Below are 15569 nucleotides of genomic sequence, written 5' to 3' on the forward strand. Positions count from 1 at the left end.
ACTAAACCCCTATAATCGCAGCCAGCACTGACAGCACAAATATCACAGCCAACCAAAGCACAACACCGTGGCGCACCAATCGGATTGCCGCCTCGATGCTGGCGGCGTTTGCCTTATCAGTACCACCCAGAAGTGGGCGCTGTTTGATCCCGCTCGGATACGGCGACGGGCCACCAAGTCGGACATTTAAAGCACCCGCGCCTGCAGCCATCACCGGGCCTGCATTGGGGCTGTCCCATTGCGGTGCTTGGTTGCGCCAACATTCAACGGCCAGTTTTGTATTGCCGAGCAGTGCATAGGTTAGCGCTGTTAGGCGAGCCGGCAGCCAACCTAAGATATCGTCCAAACGCGCAGCGGCACGACCAAAATACAAAAACTGCGGGTTACGATAGCCCCACATCGCATCCAAGGTATTGACCATGCGATGCAGAACAACACCAGGCATCCCGGCGACCAGCAACCAAAATAAAGTGGCAAACACGGCGTCTGCTCCATTTTCCAGCATTGACTCAGTTGCTGCAGCGGCGACGCCTTGTTCATCCAGTGCACTGGCTTGGCGACTGACAATACGACTGACCTGTTCTTGGGCACTGACTAAGTCACCGTTATGCAGCGGTTCTGCCACGGCCTGCCCATGCTCTGCTAATCCTCTTAGAGACATAGCCAACCAGGCAGTAGCAGCTTGCGCCACGATCAACCACAGCCCATCAAGCACACTGGACAGCCACAGGGTCACAGCCAGTATCGGCAGGGTTATGAGCAACAGCGCTGCTAAGCCAGCCAGTACACCCCGCTGAGGTCGCGCAGGGCTAGTGTTGCATTTCTTTTCGAGTGCACTGACCAGTCGACCAAAGCCAACCACGGGGTGTAAGCGCGACGGCTCACCCAAGAGGCGATCTAACAGCACAGCAAGCGTGCAGACAATAAAGGGAGCCAATAGCAGCACCGCATGTTCCTAATCAAGTAAAGTCAAATGCAGCACAGCCTAGCCGATTACGCCCCAGAGGCGTATGTTTTTGCTGTTTTTGCTGTTTTTGCAATGCTGTTGTCAGCAGTACGCCAGCATACAACGGCTAGTCAGCATCACCGCTGACTGAGTCTTTCAGTGTGAGCGCTAACCCAGCAATGGCCATCACTACACGCTGGCAGCGTAGTGCCAATGCTTGATTGAGCCAGCCCAGCTCATCACAGAACTTTCGGGTTAGCGGGTCCATGCCGATGGTACCCAATCCGGTTTCATTGCTGACGATAATCAGCGGCCCAGGATACGCCTCAATCTGCTGCAGAAAAGCATCTTTTTGTAACTGCACTTGCTCGTCGCTGGCATGCAGTAAATTGCTAAGCCACAAGCTCATGCAATCTATCAGCAGGCAAGGTGCAGGATTGTGTTGTCCGTACTCGCGTAACACCTCCGCCAGATTCAGCGGCTCTTCGACCAGCCCCCACGCTGCAGGGCGGATGGCTTGATGGCGACTAATACGGCTCGCCATCTCATTATCACCAGCAGTAGCCGTGGCCACATACACAACAGGTTGAGACTGAGCCAAGGCTTGCGCCTCAGCCAAGCCTGTTTTACCAGAGCGTATGCCGCCCAACACTAAGGTGTGACATGTCTTTGCTAGCATTTATGAGTCCTTGGAAGCGTATACATTTGAGCAGCCTACCGAGTGCCGTAGGAGCGGCTCATAGCCACGGTAGGGTGGGCATTTATGCCCACGGCTTCTAATCGCGGGCACAAGTGCCCGCCCTACAGGAGCATGACCCTGTGGAGCGGTGTATTTTAGAGGGGGTAGACAGTTAAGCCAAACGCTGCTTCACGGCCTGTAAAATACCAGCGGCATCTAAGCCACATTCAGCCAGCATCTGCGCCGGTTGTGCATGCTCCACATAGACATCAGGCAAACCCAACTGCAATAACGGCACAGCCAGTTGCTTAGCAGCCAAAAACTCACCCACTGCACTGCCCGCACCGCCCATCACCGCGTTTTCTTCAATGGTGACAAATAGTGAGTGATCCGCTACCAAACGCGTCAGTAGTGCTTCATCCAGTGGCTTAACAAAACGCATATCGACCACTGTTGCACCCAACTGCTCTGCCGCTTCTAATGCCGCCGACAACTGCACACCAAACACCAGCAGCGCCACGCCCTGACCTTCACGGCGCAGCACGCCTTTGCCTAGCGGTACAGCCTCTAAACTGGCACTGATCTGAGCGTTAGGGCCGGTACCGCGCGGATAACGCACTGCCGCTGGGCCAATATGGTGGTAACCGGTATTGAGCAACAAACGTAATTCGTTTTCATCACTGGGCGTCATCACCAGCATATTTGGGATGCAGCGCAGGTACGACAGATCAAAACTACCAGCATGGGTCGGTCCATCTTCCCCGACTAAACCGGCGCGATCCACGGCAAATAACACATCCAAGTTTTGCACCGCGACATCATGGATCAGCTGATCATAGGCGCGCTGCAAGAATGTTGAGTAAATCGCTACCACTGGTTTAGCCCCTTCACAGGCCATTCCCGCAGCCAAGGTCACCGCATGTTGCTCAGCAATCGCCACATCAAAGTAACGCTCGGGGTACTGCTCACTGAAGGCAATCATGTCAGAGCCTTCCTTCATCGCTGGGGTAATGCCCAGCAAACGCTCATCCGCTGCCGCCATATCACACAGCCAGCGGCCAAACACCGCAGAATAACGTGGACCGCTCGGTTTGCTTGGCGCAGGCGCTTTTTTGCTGATGGCATGGTAAGCAATTGGGTCCTGTTCAGCTGGAGAAAAACCTTTGCCTTTTTTAGTGACCACATGCAAAAACTGCGGCCCTTCCAGCTCACGCATATTGCGCAAGGTGGCCAGCAGAGTGGGCAAATCATGGCCATCAATCGGGCCAATATAATTCCAACCCAACTCTTCGAACATAATGCCGGGGGCAAAAATACCTTTGGCATGCTCTTCAGTTTTACGCGCAATTTCCCATGCGCCCGGTAAGCGCGACAAGATTTTCTTACTGCCTTCACGCATCGTTGAATAGGCACGACTGGTTAGGATTTTTGCTAAATGGTTAGAAAGCCCACCCACATTATTGGAGATCGACATATCGTTATCATTGAGGATAACCAACATATCTGCACCGGTTTCAGGTGCATGGTTTAAGGCTTCAAATGCCATGCCCGCAGTCATTGCACCATCACCAATCACCGCAACACTTTTACGTTTGCTGCCTTGTAGTTTAGCCGCAATTGCCATACCTAAGGCGGCGCTGATCGAGGTGCTTGAATGGCCCACGCCAAAGGTGTCGTATTCACTTTCACAGCGGCGCGGAAATGCAGCAATGCCATCTTTCTGACGCAAACTGAGCATCTGCTCACGGCGTTCGGTAAGAATTTTATGAGGATAGGCTTGATGGCCAACGTCCCAAACCAGTCGATCTTCAGGCGTATCAAATACATAGTGCAGAGCAACGGTCAGCTCAACAACACCCAGGCCAGCGGCAAAGTGTCCACCTGTTTGTCCTACGCTCCACAATAAAAAAAGGCGTAGCTCATCGGCTAGGGTAAGCAGTTGCGCTTCAGACAGCAGACGCAACTCTGTTGGCGTCAGGACAAGGTCTAACAAGGGCGTTATAGGGCGCTGCGCTGGAATTTCATGAAAAGTCGTAGGCATTGAACTGTCGTGTTGATTCATAAAGAAAATGAAGTTTACCTCAAAGCGCACAAAGTCCACAGTGCTGCGCCCTGTAATCAAGGATTTAGCCTCTTTTATCGAGCATTTTATCCTCTTGCATCTGCCCTGTAGCTCAAGTCTGCTAAAATATGCCCTGATTTACAGTTTCTAACCTCGCTCAAAACGCACAGCAGGCCAGCCTATGATTGCAAGCATGTTGCTAAATAAAACCACTCTAATGTGGGGCTGGCTATTGTATGGCCCTCTTGTACTGTATGCCATATGGCGAGCACCTTGGCTGGAGCTGTTCAGTGACAGTCGCCGCCAGCACTTACTCTTTGGTACGGTACTGGTGCTCTGCGTTCTTTGGCTCTTGCGTCGAGATTTTCCCAGTGGTTTATCCTTTCATTTTATTGGTATGACAGCCGTAGCACTGCTGCTCGACTGGCCGCTGGCCATCCTTGCAGGCTTTATTGCTCAGCTGGCTTTATTAGCGCTAGGCAGACAAGAACTCAGCGCTTTGGGGATTAACGGCCTCTTATTGATTATGATTCCTGTTGTAATCGCGCACTGGTGCGCCAAAGCGATTGAGCGTCGCCAGCCTGAAAACCTATTTATGTATATCTTTTTTTCTGGCTTTTTCCCTGCTGCGCTGACCGCGCTGGTTTGTGTTGTCAGCGGCATTGCTTTGCTCTGGGGAAATGGTATTTATGAGTTCCAGCCTTGGCTTGAGGACTTTTTCGCTATGGTCTTGCTGGTCGCCTTTCCAGAAGCTTTTATTAACGGCATGGCAATAACGGCTTTTGTCGTGTTTAAGCCCGAGTGGTTAGAAACTTTTAATTACAGCCGCTACTTACAAGCACCTTGGAAAGATGATCGCGATCCATAAGGGTACAATCAGAGCAATGTGCTTTTTTAATCTAAATATATTTATACATACTTGAGGTCATTGATGAAACTTTTGGTTACCGGTGGTGCAGGGTTTATTGGCTCGGCAGTGATTCGCCATATTATTCAACACAGCAATGATTCTGTCGTGAACGTTGATAAACTCACTTACGCGGGCAACCTTGAGTCACTGATCAGTGTCAGTGACAGCGAACGCTACAGCTTTGCACAGGTGGATATATGCGATCGCGCAGCCTTGGATCAGGTCTTTGCTGCGCACCAACCCGATGCCGTTATGCATCTGGCTGCAGAATCTCATGTTGACCGCTCGATTGATGGCCCTGCTGAGTTTATTGAAACCAATATTGTTGGCACCTACCAGTTACTGGAGGCGGCTCGCACCTACTGGAATACGCTAGACGATCAGCGTAAACAGGCGTTTCGCTTTCACCATATTTCTACCGATGAAGTCTACGGTGACTTACCTCACCCCAATGATAGCGAACAGGCATCAGAGCATCTATTTACTGAACAAACATCCTATGCGCCAAGCTCACCCTACTCGGCCAGCAAAGCCAGCTCTGATCACTTAGTGCGAGCCTGGCAGCGCACCTATGGGCTACCAGTGTTAGTCACTAACTGCTCCAATAATTACGGTCCTTATCACTTTCCAGAAAAGCTGATCCCACTGGTGATTCTCAACGCTTTAGAAGGTAAATCACTGCCAATTTATGGCGCAGGCGATCAAATTCGCGACTGGTTATACGTGGAAGACCATGCACGGGCGTTGTATAAGGTGGTTAGACAAGGCCAGGTCGGAGAAACCTACAATATCGGTGGCCATAATGAGAAACAAAACATTGAAGTGGTACGCACCCTCTGCAACCTGCTTGATGAATTAGCACCGGCGAGTGAACGTGAGTTAAAAGCGCTGGATGGCTCACCACTGCTCGGTTACAGTCAACTTATGACGCATGTCGCTGATCGACCTGGGCATGATCGCCGCTATGCCATTGATGCCAGCAAAATCGAAAATGAATTGGGCTGGGTACCCGCGGAAACATTCGAGTCTGGCCTACGAAAAACTGTGCAGTGGTATTTAGACAATCTGCAATGGTGCCAGCGTGTACAGGACGGCAGCTACCAGCGTGAACGCTTAGGGGTACACGCATAATGGGCGAGCACTCAACCAAGGGGATTATTTTAGCGGGTGGTTCCGGCTCTCGTTTACACCCTATTACCCTTGGCGTATCAAAACAGCTATTACCGATTTACGACAAGCCCATGATTTACTATCCGTTATCGGTACTGATGCTGGCGGGGATTCGTGAGATCCTAATCATCTCCACACCTGATGACTTACCCAATTTCAAAAAACTACTGGGTGATGGCAACCAGTTTGGCATTGATCTCAGTTACGCTGAACAGCCTTCACCTGACGGCTTGGCGCAAGCCTTTATTATTGGCGAAGATTTTATTGGCGACAGCAATGTTTGCCTGATTCTCGGTGATAATATTTTTTACGGTTATGGTTTTAGCGCTATGCTTAAAAAAGCAGCGCAGCAACGTAGTGGAGCAACGGTATTTGCTTACCACGTCAATGACCCTGAACGTTTTGGCGTAGTGGAGTTTTCAACAACAGGTCAGGCTCTTTCTATTGAAGAAAAACCTGCTAAGCCTAAGTCAAATTATGCGGTCACTGGGCTGTATTTTTATGACAATGATGTGATCAACATGGCTAAACAGGTGCGCCCATCGGCGCGCGGCGAACTAGAAATCACTGAAATTAACAACGCGTATTTACAGCGCGGTGATTTACAGGTTGCGTTACTGGGGCGCGGCTTTGCTTGGCTCGACACTGGTACTCATGACTCCTTGATGGCAGCCGGTCATTACGTACAAACCATTGAAGCGCGCCAAGGATTAAAAGTAGCCTGCTTAGAAGAAATCGCCTACAACAATGGTTGGCTCAGCCTGCAACAACTGCGCGTCTACGCTGAGGCACTCAGCAAAACAAGCTATGGCCAATATCTGTTACAGCTTGCTAACGAATAGGAATTTTTTAATGAAAATAACCACGACAGCCTTACCTGGTGTCCTCATTATTGAACCCAGAACATTTGCGGACGCCCGCGGCTTCTTTCTAGAGACCTTTCAAACTGAGCGTTATGCCAGAGCCGGCATAACCCTGCCCTTTGTGCAGGACAATCACTCCCGCTCAAAGCATGGTGTTCTGCGTGGCTTACATCTACAGCGCAACCGACCTCAAGGCAAGCTGGTCAGCGTCAGCCGTGGTTCGGTGTTTGATGTAACTGTAGATATCAACCCACAATCAGCAACCTTTGGTCAGTATGTTGGCTTAGAGCTCAATGATGAAAATCATCTGCAATTGTGGATACCACCGGGTTATGCCCATGGTTTTTGTGTACTCAGTGACGTGGCTGACTTGCATTACAAATGCACAGAGCTGTATGACCCTGCAGATGAAACAGGTGTGATTTGGAATGACCCCGATATCAATATCGCTTGGCCTTTACATACACCTTTGTTATCAGCCAAAGATCAGCAATTACCACGCCTTAGCGAGTTAAAGTAAAAAACCGACACAGGGTCGGTTTTTTACTGATCAAACACGCCAAGTCAGCACGCTCATCGACTTGGCATGCAGTTTTCTTAGGCTTCGTATGGGTGACGCAAAACAATGGTTTCTTTACGGTCGGGACCGGTTGAAACGATATCAATTGGCGCACCAACCAACTCCTGAATACGCTCAATATATGCGCGCGCATTAGCAGGTAACTGCTCTAGTGTCGTCGCACCAATAGTCGATTCACTCCAACCCGGCATCTCTTCGTAGACAGGGACTAAACCTTCATAGCTGTCAGAGTCTGTTGGTGCTTCAATTTCTTCACCAGCGGCGTTTTTATACGCGACACAGATTTTAACCGTCTCTAAGCCATCCAGCACATCCAGTTTAGTTAGGCAGATACCTGAAATACTGTTGATTTCTGAGGTGCGACGCAAGATCACTGCATCAAACCATCCGCAACGCCGTGCGCGACCGGTAGTCGAGCCAAACTCATGGCCTTTCTCAGCCAAATACGCACCGGTTTCATCAAACAACTCAGTTGGGAAAGGACCGGAGCCCACACGCGTGGTATACGCCTTAGTAATACCAAGAATATAATCCAAGTACAGCGGACCAAAGCCTGACCCCGTGGCTGTACCACCTGCGGTGGTGCTGGAACTGGTCACATACGGATAAGTACCATGATCGATATCCAGTAATGCACCCTGCGCACCTTCAAACATAATGCGTGCACCTTGCTTACGCAATGTGTGCAAGCGTGCAGTAACATCTATCATCAAAGGCTTAAGCATTTCAGCGTAGCTGAGCGCTTCATCAAGGGTTTTCTGGTAATCCACCGGCTCAACTTTGTAAAAATGTTCGAGCATAAAGTTATGCTGCTCTAACACTTCGCGCAACTTAACGGCAAAACGTTCAGCGTTAAACAAATCACCAATACGCAAACCGCGACGGGCAACTTTGTCTTCGTAGGCTGGACCAATACCACGCCCAGTGGTGCCGATTTTACCTTCGCTACGCGCTGCTTCACGTGCTTGATCGAGCGCTACGTGGTACGGCAGAATCAAGGTGCAAGCGGGGCTGATACGCAAACGCTCACGCACCGGTACGCCTTTCTCTTCAAGCTTAACGATTTCGCGCAGCAGTGCATCTGGTGCAACCACTACGCCATTACCAATCAAACACTCAACATTATCACGCAAAATACCTGATGGAATCAGATGCAGAACAGTCTTCTCACCTTCAATCACCAGGGTATGACCGGCATTGTGACCACCCTGAAAGCGAACCACTGCAGCTGCTTGATCCGTTAGCAAATCGACAATTTTACCTTTGCCTTCATCGCCCCATTGAGTGCCTAAAACGACAACATTTTTACCCATAACCCTTGCCCTCTTCGCGCAAATAGGAGGTCGGTATGACCGACGAAACGTGGCCGCAGATGCGGCGTAAACTTATAATGGCTGTACCTGCCAGCCTGAAGAATTCTGTACTAACTGACGATCACATACGGCTTGCGCAGCATCTTTAACAGTCTGCCCTGGCAGCGCCTGAACCACGCGCTGACCGTCTGTGCGCAAGTCACAAATGGCTTGCCATAAATTCGCATCAGCGCCTGCTGGCGCCCAAATACCGCTCGGCAAGACAGCCGCTGGGCGTTGACCTAAATCCACCAGCGTTTTTAAATCGGTTGAAAAGCCAGTGGCCGGGCGGGCACGACCAAACACCGCGCCGATATCGTCATAGCGACCACCTTGCGCAATAGACTGACCGACGCCAGGTACAAAAGCAGCAAATACCACACCGGTATGGTAGTGGTAACCACGCAATTCTCCTAAGTCGAAGTAAAATGGCAAGTGTGGATAACGTAACATCAGCGCATCAGCGATAACAATCAGCTGATCAAGCGCTGCTAAGACACCTTGCGGCGCTGCAGCTAAAACAGTTTTGGCGTGATCCAGCACCTCACGCCCACCACATAAATGACTCAATTGATTGAGCATATAAGCCAAGTCGGGGGCCAGCTGCTCAGTCAGAGCCGCTACTTCATCAACCGCTTTACGCTGCAAGGCATTAAAAATCTGTGCTTCAAGATCATCGGACAATTCAGCAGCCTGTGCCAAACCACGGTAAACACCAACATGACCTAAATCCATATGGATATCAGCTATTTGCGCTTGCTCAAGAGTGGCAAGCATCAAGCTGATCACTTCAATATCAGCGGCTGGACTGGCATCACCATAAAGCTCAGCACCCAGCTGAATCGGGCTGCGCGAGCGTGACAAGGAACGAGGACGCGCATGCACAACACTGCCTGCGTAGCACAGTCGTGATGGACCTTCGCGGCGCAAACTGTGCGCATCCATACGAGCCACTTGCGGGGTAATATCTGCACGAAAGCCCATCAGATGGCCTGATTGTGGGTCGGTGACTTTAAAAGTACGCAGATCAAGCTTTTGCCCAGCACCGGTCAATAACGACTCTAAAAATTCAATATGCGGGGTGACAACAAACTCATAGCCCCACGCTTGGAACATATCCAATACGTGCCGACGAGATGCTTCAATCTGCGCTGCCTGTGGCGGCAGTACTTCTTCAATGCCATCTGGCAGCAGCCAGCGGTCTACCGTTGCCATTGCGCCTTTCCTCATTATAAATACAGTTGCCTGTTGGGCATTTTTCATGGCCACAGGCGCAAAAAAGCCGGGAGTTTCCCGGCTGCCGCATGATACCACAGATTATTCTGCGCATGCTTCTCGCTTTTCTCTACAGCTTAAGCGACCTAGGTATAAAACAGATAAGCGGTATCCGCTGCAATCAAGTGGCAGCGAATACCGATATAAAGCGCTTATGGCTTTGCGTGTTCCATATATTTGAAAAATGCATTATCAGGCGATAAAACCATGATATCACTCTTGTCAGAGAAGCTTTCACGGTAGGCCATTAGGCTGCGGTGAAACGCATAGAACTCTTGATCCATACCATACGCTTTAGCATAAATTGCTGTGGCAATCGCATCACCCTCACCTCGAATCTCTTCAGCTTCGCGGTAGGCTTCAGCCAATAAAACACGGCGTTGACGATCTGCATCAGCACGAATACCTTCAGCCAACTCTTGACCTTTAGCACGGTGCTCGCGAGCCTCACGGGCACGCTCAGAGCTCATACGCTCAAACACACTGAGGTTAACTTCCTTAGGTAAATCAATCGATTTAACCCGAACGTCAATCACCTCAATGCCCAGTTCTTTGCGCGCCATACGATCCAAAGAGGTGGTGATATCAGCCATCAATTCATCACGCTGACCACTGACCACTTCATGCAAGGTACGCTTACCAAACTGGTCACGCAAACCTGCCTCAAGACGACGCGCCAAGCGCTCATCAGCCACTTGTTTAATACCAGAGGTTGCTGTGTAGTAATGGTCTGCATCAGCCACACGCCATTTAGCAAACGCATCCACCATGACCGCTTTTTTCTCTAGCGTCAGAAAACGCTGAGTTGGTGCATCAAGGGTCAAGAGACGCGCATCAAACTTACGCACTTGGTTGATATAGGGAATTTTCACATGCAGACCAGGCTGCACATTCGCTTCTGCGACCTTTCCAAATTGCAGCAATACTGCTCGCTCTGTTTGCTGAACAATATAAAAACTGTTCCATGCCACCAGACCAATAACTGCACCCAAAATTAACACGAATGTCGATTTATTACTCATTAACGGCTACCTCTGACACGTAAATCACGAGACAGCGCATCGCTACCTAAACGAGCACTGGTACTAGTGGAGCTGTTAGAACCCCCTGTCGTGCTGGTTGTTCGTGGTGCTGTTGTCGTGCGCCCTTCGAGCATTTTATCCAGCGGCAAATACAGCATGCTGTTTTGACCTTCATCGCCGGTTAGCAATACTTTGCTCGTGCTACTGAGCACTTCCTGCATGGTTTCTAAATACAAGCGCTGACGTGTCACTTCGGGTGCCTTGCGATACTCGGCAACGAGTTTGCTAAAGCGATCTGCCTCACCCTCGGCGCGCGAGATAGTTTCATCGCGATAACCATTGGCTTCTTCACGCATACGTTGGGCTTGACCACGTGCCTCTGGAATAACGCCATTAGCATAGGTTTCAGCTTGGTTCTTTTCACGCTGCTCATCTTCACGGGCACGAATCACATCATCAAAAGACTCTTGCACTTCACGTGGTGGCTGGGCGTTTTGTACGTTCACTTGCGTAACCGTAATACCGGTACGATACAAGTCAACAAAGCGTTGTAAACGCTCTTTAACTTCAACAGCTAACACTTCACGGCCTTCAGTCAACACCTGATCCATCGCGGTAGATCCCACAACATGACGCAAGGCGCTCTCTGTGGCTTGCTGCAAGCTCAGCTCAGGCGCTTCTACGTTAAGTACAAAATCTTCCAAACTGCTGATTTTATACTGCACAGTCAACGGCACTTCGATGATATTTTCATCTTCAGTTAACATCGGTCCTTGGCGCGTATACGCACGCTCACGGGTGACGTTTTGCTCATACTTACGGTCCATCGGCGGGAAGTAAATATTCAAACCCGGCCCTACTGTTTCGTGGTATTTACCTAAACGTAAGATGACTGCTTGCTCTTGCTCATCGAGTGAGTAAACAGCGGTGTACAACCACATGCCTGCTAAAGCGGCGACGATAATAGCGACTAAGCCGAAACCACCACCAGAACCACTTGTTCCAGGCTTTTTCTTTCCGCCAAACAAGCTTTTCAGGTTGTCCTGCAGTTTACGGAGGGCTTCATCAAGATCAGGTGGTCCTTGTTTCTGGCCACCGCGCTTGTTGCGGTCGCCCCAAGGATCCTGATTGTTTGAGTTCCCACCCGGCTCATTCCAGGCCATAGTGTTCTCCATCTATTTGAAAGGCAAAATGCACACTAAAAGTGCACTATATTATAGTTAGTAAACGCGATACATGCAGAGTAACTGCCTTATAGATCGCGCTCAACAATCGGCATACTGTGCAAAGAAGTCAGCTGAAGTAATCCCTTCTCGGCTCAATAGCTTATCCAGCTCCATCTTTGCAACACGCAGCTTTAACACGCTGGCACCATCATCAGTATGTGTTTCCTGTTGTACAGCATTTAAATCAAAGAGTTTGCCGCGCAGTCGACTCTGTTGTTGTGCAAGACGCACTGTAGCAACATATATTTCTTCTTCCAACAGCTCAGCAATGGCTTGCTGCAGCAATTCAATACCCTGCTGCTTATAAGCCGAAATCCACACACGCACAGGCATTCCCTGATCATTGCGCTGAATATGTGGCTCAACATTATCCATCAAGTCAATTTTATTGTAGACCTCAAGGATCGGTACATCGTCTGCTTCAATCTCTTGCAAGACATTCTGCACTTGCTGTATTTGCTCGTCACGCTCCGGTGACTGCGCATCAATCACATGCAGCAGCAAATCAGCGCTTGCCGACTCTTCCAGTGTGGCACGAAAAGCTTCAACCAGCTTATGCGGCAAATGACGAATAAAACCAACCGTGTCAGCCAGCGTTATTGCGCCCAGGTCAGGTATCTGTATACGGCGAACCGTAGGGTCCAACGTAGCAAACAACTGATCGGCGGCATACACCTCTGATTCAGTTAGGAAATTAAACAGTGTCGATTTCCCTGTATTGGTATAGCCGACTAAAGACACACTCGGCATCTCTGCACGCTGACGACTACGTCGTGCCAATTGCCGTTGATTACGAACTTTTTCAAGGCGGCTTTTAATTTGCCGCACCCGCACCCGCAATAATCGGCGATCCGATTCAAGTTGCGTTTCACCGGGCCCGCGTAAGCCAATACCACCCTGCTGACGGCTTAAATCGGTACGACTGCGTACTAAGCGCGTACTGATATGCTCAAGCTGCGCCAATTCAACTTGCAGTTTACCTTCATAGGTTTGTGCACGCTGGGCAAAAATATCCAGAATCAAACCCACTCGATCAAGCACGCGACACTCTAGAGCGCGCTCTAGATTGCGTTCTTGGCTGGGCGTCAGTGCGTGATTAAAAATAACCAAATCAGCCTGCTCAGCCAGCACCAACTGACGCAGTTCTTCAACTTTGCCGGAGCCTATTAAAAAGCGTGCCGTCGGCTGATGACGAGGTACATTAACAAAACTTGCAATGGCAGCACCTGCTGACACTGCAAGCTCTTGAAACTCATACGGGTCCTCTCGAACCTCGGCTGCGTGACCATCCAAATGTACAAGAATGGCGCGCTCACCTTTATGTTCAGCGGTCAAATATTCTCCCACTAATCGTTTCCTGATTCAGCAGCACCATCATCTTCACTCGGCAAACGTACAGGGCGACCCGGTACCACCGTAGAGATAGCGTGCTTGTAAACCATTTGACTGACTGTATTTTTCAGCAAAATAACAAACTGATCAAATGACTCAATTTGCCCTTGCAACTTAATGCCATTGACCAAATAAATAGACACCGGTACGCGCTCTTTGCGTAAGAGGTTTAAGTAAGGGTCTTGTAGCGTATGCCCTTTTGACATGAGGTGTACTCCATTTTTATATAATAAACGTTTGCGCTGCGTGCACGCACCGACAAACTATAAGTCGACTCTCTCAACTCTATATGGTGAGTTGTTCCAGCCTTTTCAAGGCGAACGACAGATTATCGTGTGCCAAACTATCTAACCACTGCGCATCTTTCCAGCTTCGCAACCAGGTAAACTGGCGCTTAGCAAGCTGGCGCGTAGCAATAATGCCGCGCTCAATCATTTCTTCGTAAGCATAATCACCTTGTAAATACGCCCACGCTTGCCGATAGCCAACAGCACGTATCGAAGGCAAGTCAGCATGCAAGTCACCCCGCTGCCATAATGCTTCGACCTCAGCAATAAAGCCTTGTTCAAGCATTAAATGAAATCGCTGTGCAATGCGCTGATGTAAAACACTGCGCTGCTGCGGTGCAATTGCAAAGGTTGTGACATTGTACGGCAAATAACTGCCATTAGATGCGTGTAATTGTTGTTTTTCTAAGGCCTGCTGTGCACGATGCTCGGTCATGCTGCGTCCGCTAACGCGCCACACTTCTAGCGCGCGCATAATTCGCTGCGGGTCATTGGCATGAATGCGCTCAGCAGACACGGGGTCGATACGTTGCAGCTCAGCATGCAAAGCGGGCCAACCTGCAATTGCTGCTTGCTGCTCCAGCGCTGCACGCACTTGAGCGTCAGCCGCAGGCATTGATGCGAGACCTTCAATGAGCGCTTTGTAATACAGCATTGTGCCGCCGACCAATAAGGGTATACGGCCTCGCTCGGTGATACTGGCCATAGCCAGTAACGCATCCTCACGAAACTGCGCAGCGGAATAACTCTCGGCCGGATCAAGAATATCAACAAGATGATGCGGGTAGCGCTGCAGTATCTCAGCACTAGGCTTAGCACTACCGATATCCATACCGCGATAAATCAATGCCGAGTCAACACTGATAATCTCGCAAGGCAACTCACGCACCAACTGTAAAGCCAAATCCGTTTTTCCAGACGCCGTTGGTCCCATCAAAAAAATCGCAGGCGGCAAATCTCTTATCAATATATTCCCCTTGGGCAGCAAGCATTCCACAATGCATTTGATTCTGGGTTATAGCTGTCTATTACCAACCGCAGCTGCGCACGCCTACTCTGCTAGCAACTGACCAATAGCAGGGTCTTTGAAGACACGCTGCAATCCTTCGCTCAACACCTCGCTAACCCACTTGTTATTGGTTTGCTCATTTGGTGCTGCAGCATACCCTTGAGTGATGGTTGCCGCGTAACGGCCATTGTAGCGACGCGTACCATTTTTCACTTCAAGCATATACACCGCATTAAGCCTCGCCTCTTTAGAAAGCGGACCATTCTCTACTGCCTGATAGCTCAACTCAGTAAGTTTTAAGCTCAGCTGTGGATTATCAACACCACTAGGCATCGGAGTAAAACCCATCATACGCACAACGGCATCGGTTTCTGCTTGTAAGCGCGGTAAAAATGAGCGCTCACTGACAGTAATAGTGCTGCTCTGCGCATACAGTCCGCCACGCGCGCCTATCACTTGCGAGGTGCGCGCATCACTCACCTGTACCGTCACTGGCTGGCCCTGCCCAACAGCGACCACTTGCCCAGTAAAGCGCGGTTCTGGTTGTAAATGCTGCGGGCTTAAACCGCAACCTGATAGAACCCCCGTTAACACCACGGCAGCACCCACTAATACGTAACGCAACATAATTTAGATCCTTTAAAAGCTTATTTGAATATGCCAAATTTTAACCAAGCTCTGCATGCTTGCACAGCTTAAGGCCCTATCGACTAAAACGCCTCATTTATATCGATAAAACTGGCTGCACCGCACAGTGGGTGTATCAACTATCAGCACAGCCAGCGCAAAACACAAA

The 15569-nt window shown here is 49.9% G+C and carries 15 protein-coding genes; 4 read left to right on the top strand and 11 right to left on the bottom strand.

The genetic code is table 11. The features are described 5' to 3' along the window. Position 1 precedes the first annotated feature (1 nt). The 3 genes from cbiB to dxs all read right to left on the bottom strand — a co-directional run bounded on the left by cbiB (position 2) and on the right by dxs (position 3666). Positions 2 to 946 (bottom strand): adenosylcobinamide-phosphate synthase CbiB, encoded by a 945-nt coding sequence (gene cbiB, locus FXF61_RS10615; protein WP_371921491.1) that lies wholly within the window; start codon positions 944 to 946, stop codon positions 2 to 4. A 127-nt stretch (positions 947 to 1073) separates the two neighbouring features. Continuing rightward, complete coding sequence (gene cobU, locus FXF61_RS10620) at positions 1074 to 1625, bottom strand: bifunctional adenosylcobinamide kinase/adenosylcobinamide-phosphate guanylyltransferase (protein WP_151185240.1); 552 nt, start codon at positions 1623 to 1625, stop codon at positions 1074 to 1076. 172 nt (positions 1626 to 1797) lie between these two features. Continuing rightward, the gene (dxs, locus tag FXF61_RS10625) at positions 1798 to 3666 is read right to left on the bottom strand and encodes a 1-deoxy-D-xylulose-5-phosphate synthase (protein ID WP_151185241.1); all 1869 of its coding nucleotides are present in this window, start codon (positions 3664 to 3666) and stop codon (positions 1798 to 1800) included. Between the two features lie 202 nt (positions 3667 to 3868). On the opposite strand from dxs, the gene FXF61_RS10630 reads away from it, so the two are divergent. The 4 genes from FXF61_RS10630 to rfbC all read left to right on the top strand — a co-directional run bounded on the left by FXF61_RS10630 (position 3869) and on the right by rfbC (position 7150). Further along, on the top strand, positions 3869 to 4555 hold the full coding sequence (locus FXF61_RS10630) for an energy-coupling factor ABC transporter permease (protein ID WP_151185242.1): 687 nt from the start codon (positions 3869 to 3871) through the stop codon (positions 4553 to 4555). A gap of 63 nt (positions 4556 to 4618) precedes the next feature. Then, the gene (rfbB, locus tag FXF61_RS10635; protein ID WP_151185243.1) at positions 4619 to 5728 is read left to right on the top strand and encodes a dTDP-glucose 4,6-dehydratase; all 1110 of its coding nucleotides are present in this window, start codon (positions 4619 to 4621) and stop codon (positions 5726 to 5728) included. Next, positions 5728 to 6609 carry a glucose-1-phosphate thymidylyltransferase RfbA gene (gene rfbA / locus FXF61_RS10640; RefSeq protein WP_151185244.1) on the top strand — a complete coding sequence of 294 codons (882 nt, stop codon included), beginning with the start codon at positions 5728 to 5730 and terminating at the stop codon, positions 6607 to 6609. The genes rfbB and rfbA overlap by 1 nt, the downstream gene beginning before the upstream one ends. A gap of 10 nt (positions 6610 to 6619) precedes the next feature. Further along, entirely contained in the window at positions 6620 to 7150 is a 531-nt protein-coding gene (gene rfbC / locus FXF61_RS10645; RefSeq protein WP_151185245.1) for a dTDP-4-dehydrorhamnose 3,5-epimerase, read from the top strand. A gap of 77 nt (positions 7151 to 7227) precedes the next feature. On the opposite strand, the gene FXF61_RS10650 is transcribed toward rfbC, so the two are convergent. The 8 genes from FXF61_RS10650 to FXF61_RS10685 form a co-directional block, all read right to left on the bottom strand. After that, a complete protein-coding gene (locus FXF61_RS10650) occupies positions 7228 to 8523 on the bottom strand; it encodes an adenylosuccinate synthase (RefSeq protein WP_151185246.1) in 1296 nt (431 codons plus the stop codon). Positions 8524 to 8595: 72 nt separating this feature from the next. Then, complete coding sequence (locus tag FXF61_RS10655; RefSeq protein WP_151185247.1) at positions 8596 to 9777, bottom strand: ATP phosphoribosyltransferase regulatory subunit; 1182 nt, start codon at positions 9775 to 9777, stop codon at positions 8596 to 8598. A 212-nt stretch (positions 9778 to 9989) separates the two neighbouring features. Beyond that, positions 9990 to 10859 (bottom strand): protease modulator HflC, encoded by an 870-nt coding sequence (gene hflC, locus FXF61_RS10660; protein WP_151185248.1) that lies wholly within the window; start codon positions 10857 to 10859, stop codon positions 9990 to 9992. Next, on the bottom strand, positions 10859 to 12022 hold the full coding sequence (gene hflK / locus FXF61_RS10665; protein WP_151185249.1) for an FtsH protease activity modulator HflK: 1164 nt from the start codon (positions 12020 to 12022) through the stop codon (positions 10859 to 10861). Before hflK ends, hflC begins: the two co-directional genes overlap by 1 nt. A gap of 102 nt (positions 12023 to 12124) precedes the next feature. Then, complete coding sequence (gene hflX, locus FXF61_RS10670) at positions 12125 to 13420, bottom strand: ribosome rescue GTPase HflX (RefSeq protein WP_151185250.1); 1296 nt, start codon at positions 13418 to 13420, stop codon at positions 12125 to 12127. 11 nt (positions 13421 to 13431) lie between these two features. Next, positions 13432 to 13683: an RNA chaperone Hfq gene (hfq, locus tag FXF61_RS10675; RefSeq protein ID WP_151185251.1), complete on the bottom strand. Its 252-nt coding sequence runs from the start codon at positions 13681 to 13683 to the stop codon at positions 13432 to 13434. A 79-nt stretch (positions 13684 to 13762) separates the two neighbouring features. Beyond that, complete coding sequence (miaA, locus tag FXF61_RS10680; protein WP_151186082.1) at positions 13763 to 14728, bottom strand: tRNA (adenosine(37)-N6)-dimethylallyltransferase MiaA; 966 nt, start codon at positions 14726 to 14728, stop codon at positions 13763 to 13765. An 87-nt stretch (positions 14729 to 14815) separates the two neighbouring features. Beyond that, positions 14816 to 15400: a YajG family lipoprotein gene (locus tag FXF61_RS10685; protein ID WP_151185252.1), complete on the bottom strand. Its 585-nt coding sequence runs from the start codon at positions 15398 to 15400 to the stop codon at positions 14816 to 14818. Positions 15401 to 15569: the final 169 nt, after the last annotated feature.

Origin of the sequence: Pseudomonas sp. C27(2019), from assembly GCF_008807395.1 — a bacterium.
Classification (GTDB): domain Bacteria; phylum Pseudomonadota; class Gammaproteobacteria; order Pseudomonadales; family Pseudomonadaceae; genus Denitrificimonas.

Bases quoted from the DNA above. Each gene is read 5' to 3' on its own strand.
- hfq (WP_151185251.1), bottom strand. From the start codon at position 13,683: ATGTCAAAAGGGCATACGCTACAAGACCCTTACTTAAACCTCTTACGC.
- FXF61_RS10630 (WP_151185242.1), top strand. From the start codon at position 3,869: ATGATTGCAAGCATGTTGCTAAATAAAACCACTCTAATGTGGGGCTGG.
- FXF61_RS10650 (WP_151185246.1), bottom strand. From the start codon at position 8,523: ATGGGTAAAAATGTTGTCGTTTTAGGCACTCAATGGGGCGATGAAGGC.
- cobU (WP_151185240.1), bottom strand. From the start codon at position 1,625: ATGCTAGCAAAGACATGTCACACCTTAGTGTTGGGCGGCATACGCTCT.
- dxs (WP_151185241.1), bottom strand. From the start codon at position 3,666: ATGCCTACGACTTTTCATGAAATTCCAGCGCAGCGCCCTATAACGCCC.
- hflC (WP_151185248.1), bottom strand. From the start codon at position 10,859: ATGAGTAATAAATCGACATTCGTGTTAATTTTGGGTGCAGTTATTGGT.
- FXF61_RS10655 (WP_151185247.1), bottom strand. From the start codon at position 9,777: ATGGCAACGGTAGACCGCTGGCTGCTGCCAGATGGCATTGAAGAAGTA.
- rfbB (WP_151185243.1), top strand. From the start codon at position 4,619: ATGAAACTTTTGGTTACCGGTGGTGCAGGGTTTATTGGCTCGGCAGTG.
- hflK (WP_151185249.1), bottom strand. From the start codon at position 12,022: ATGGCCTGGAATGAGCCGGGTGGGAACTCAAACAATCAGGATCCTTGG.
- rfbC (WP_151185245.1), top strand. From the start codon at position 6,620: ATGAAAATAACCACGACAGCCTTACCTGGTGTCCTCATTATTGAACCC.
- rfbA (WP_151185244.1), top strand. From the start codon at position 5,728: ATGGGCGAGCACTCAACCAAGGGGATTATTTTAGCGGGTGGTTCCGGC.
- FXF61_RS10685 (WP_151185252.1), bottom strand. From the start codon at position 15,400: ATGTTGCGTTACGTATTAGTGGGTGCTGCCGTGGTGTTAACGGGGGTT.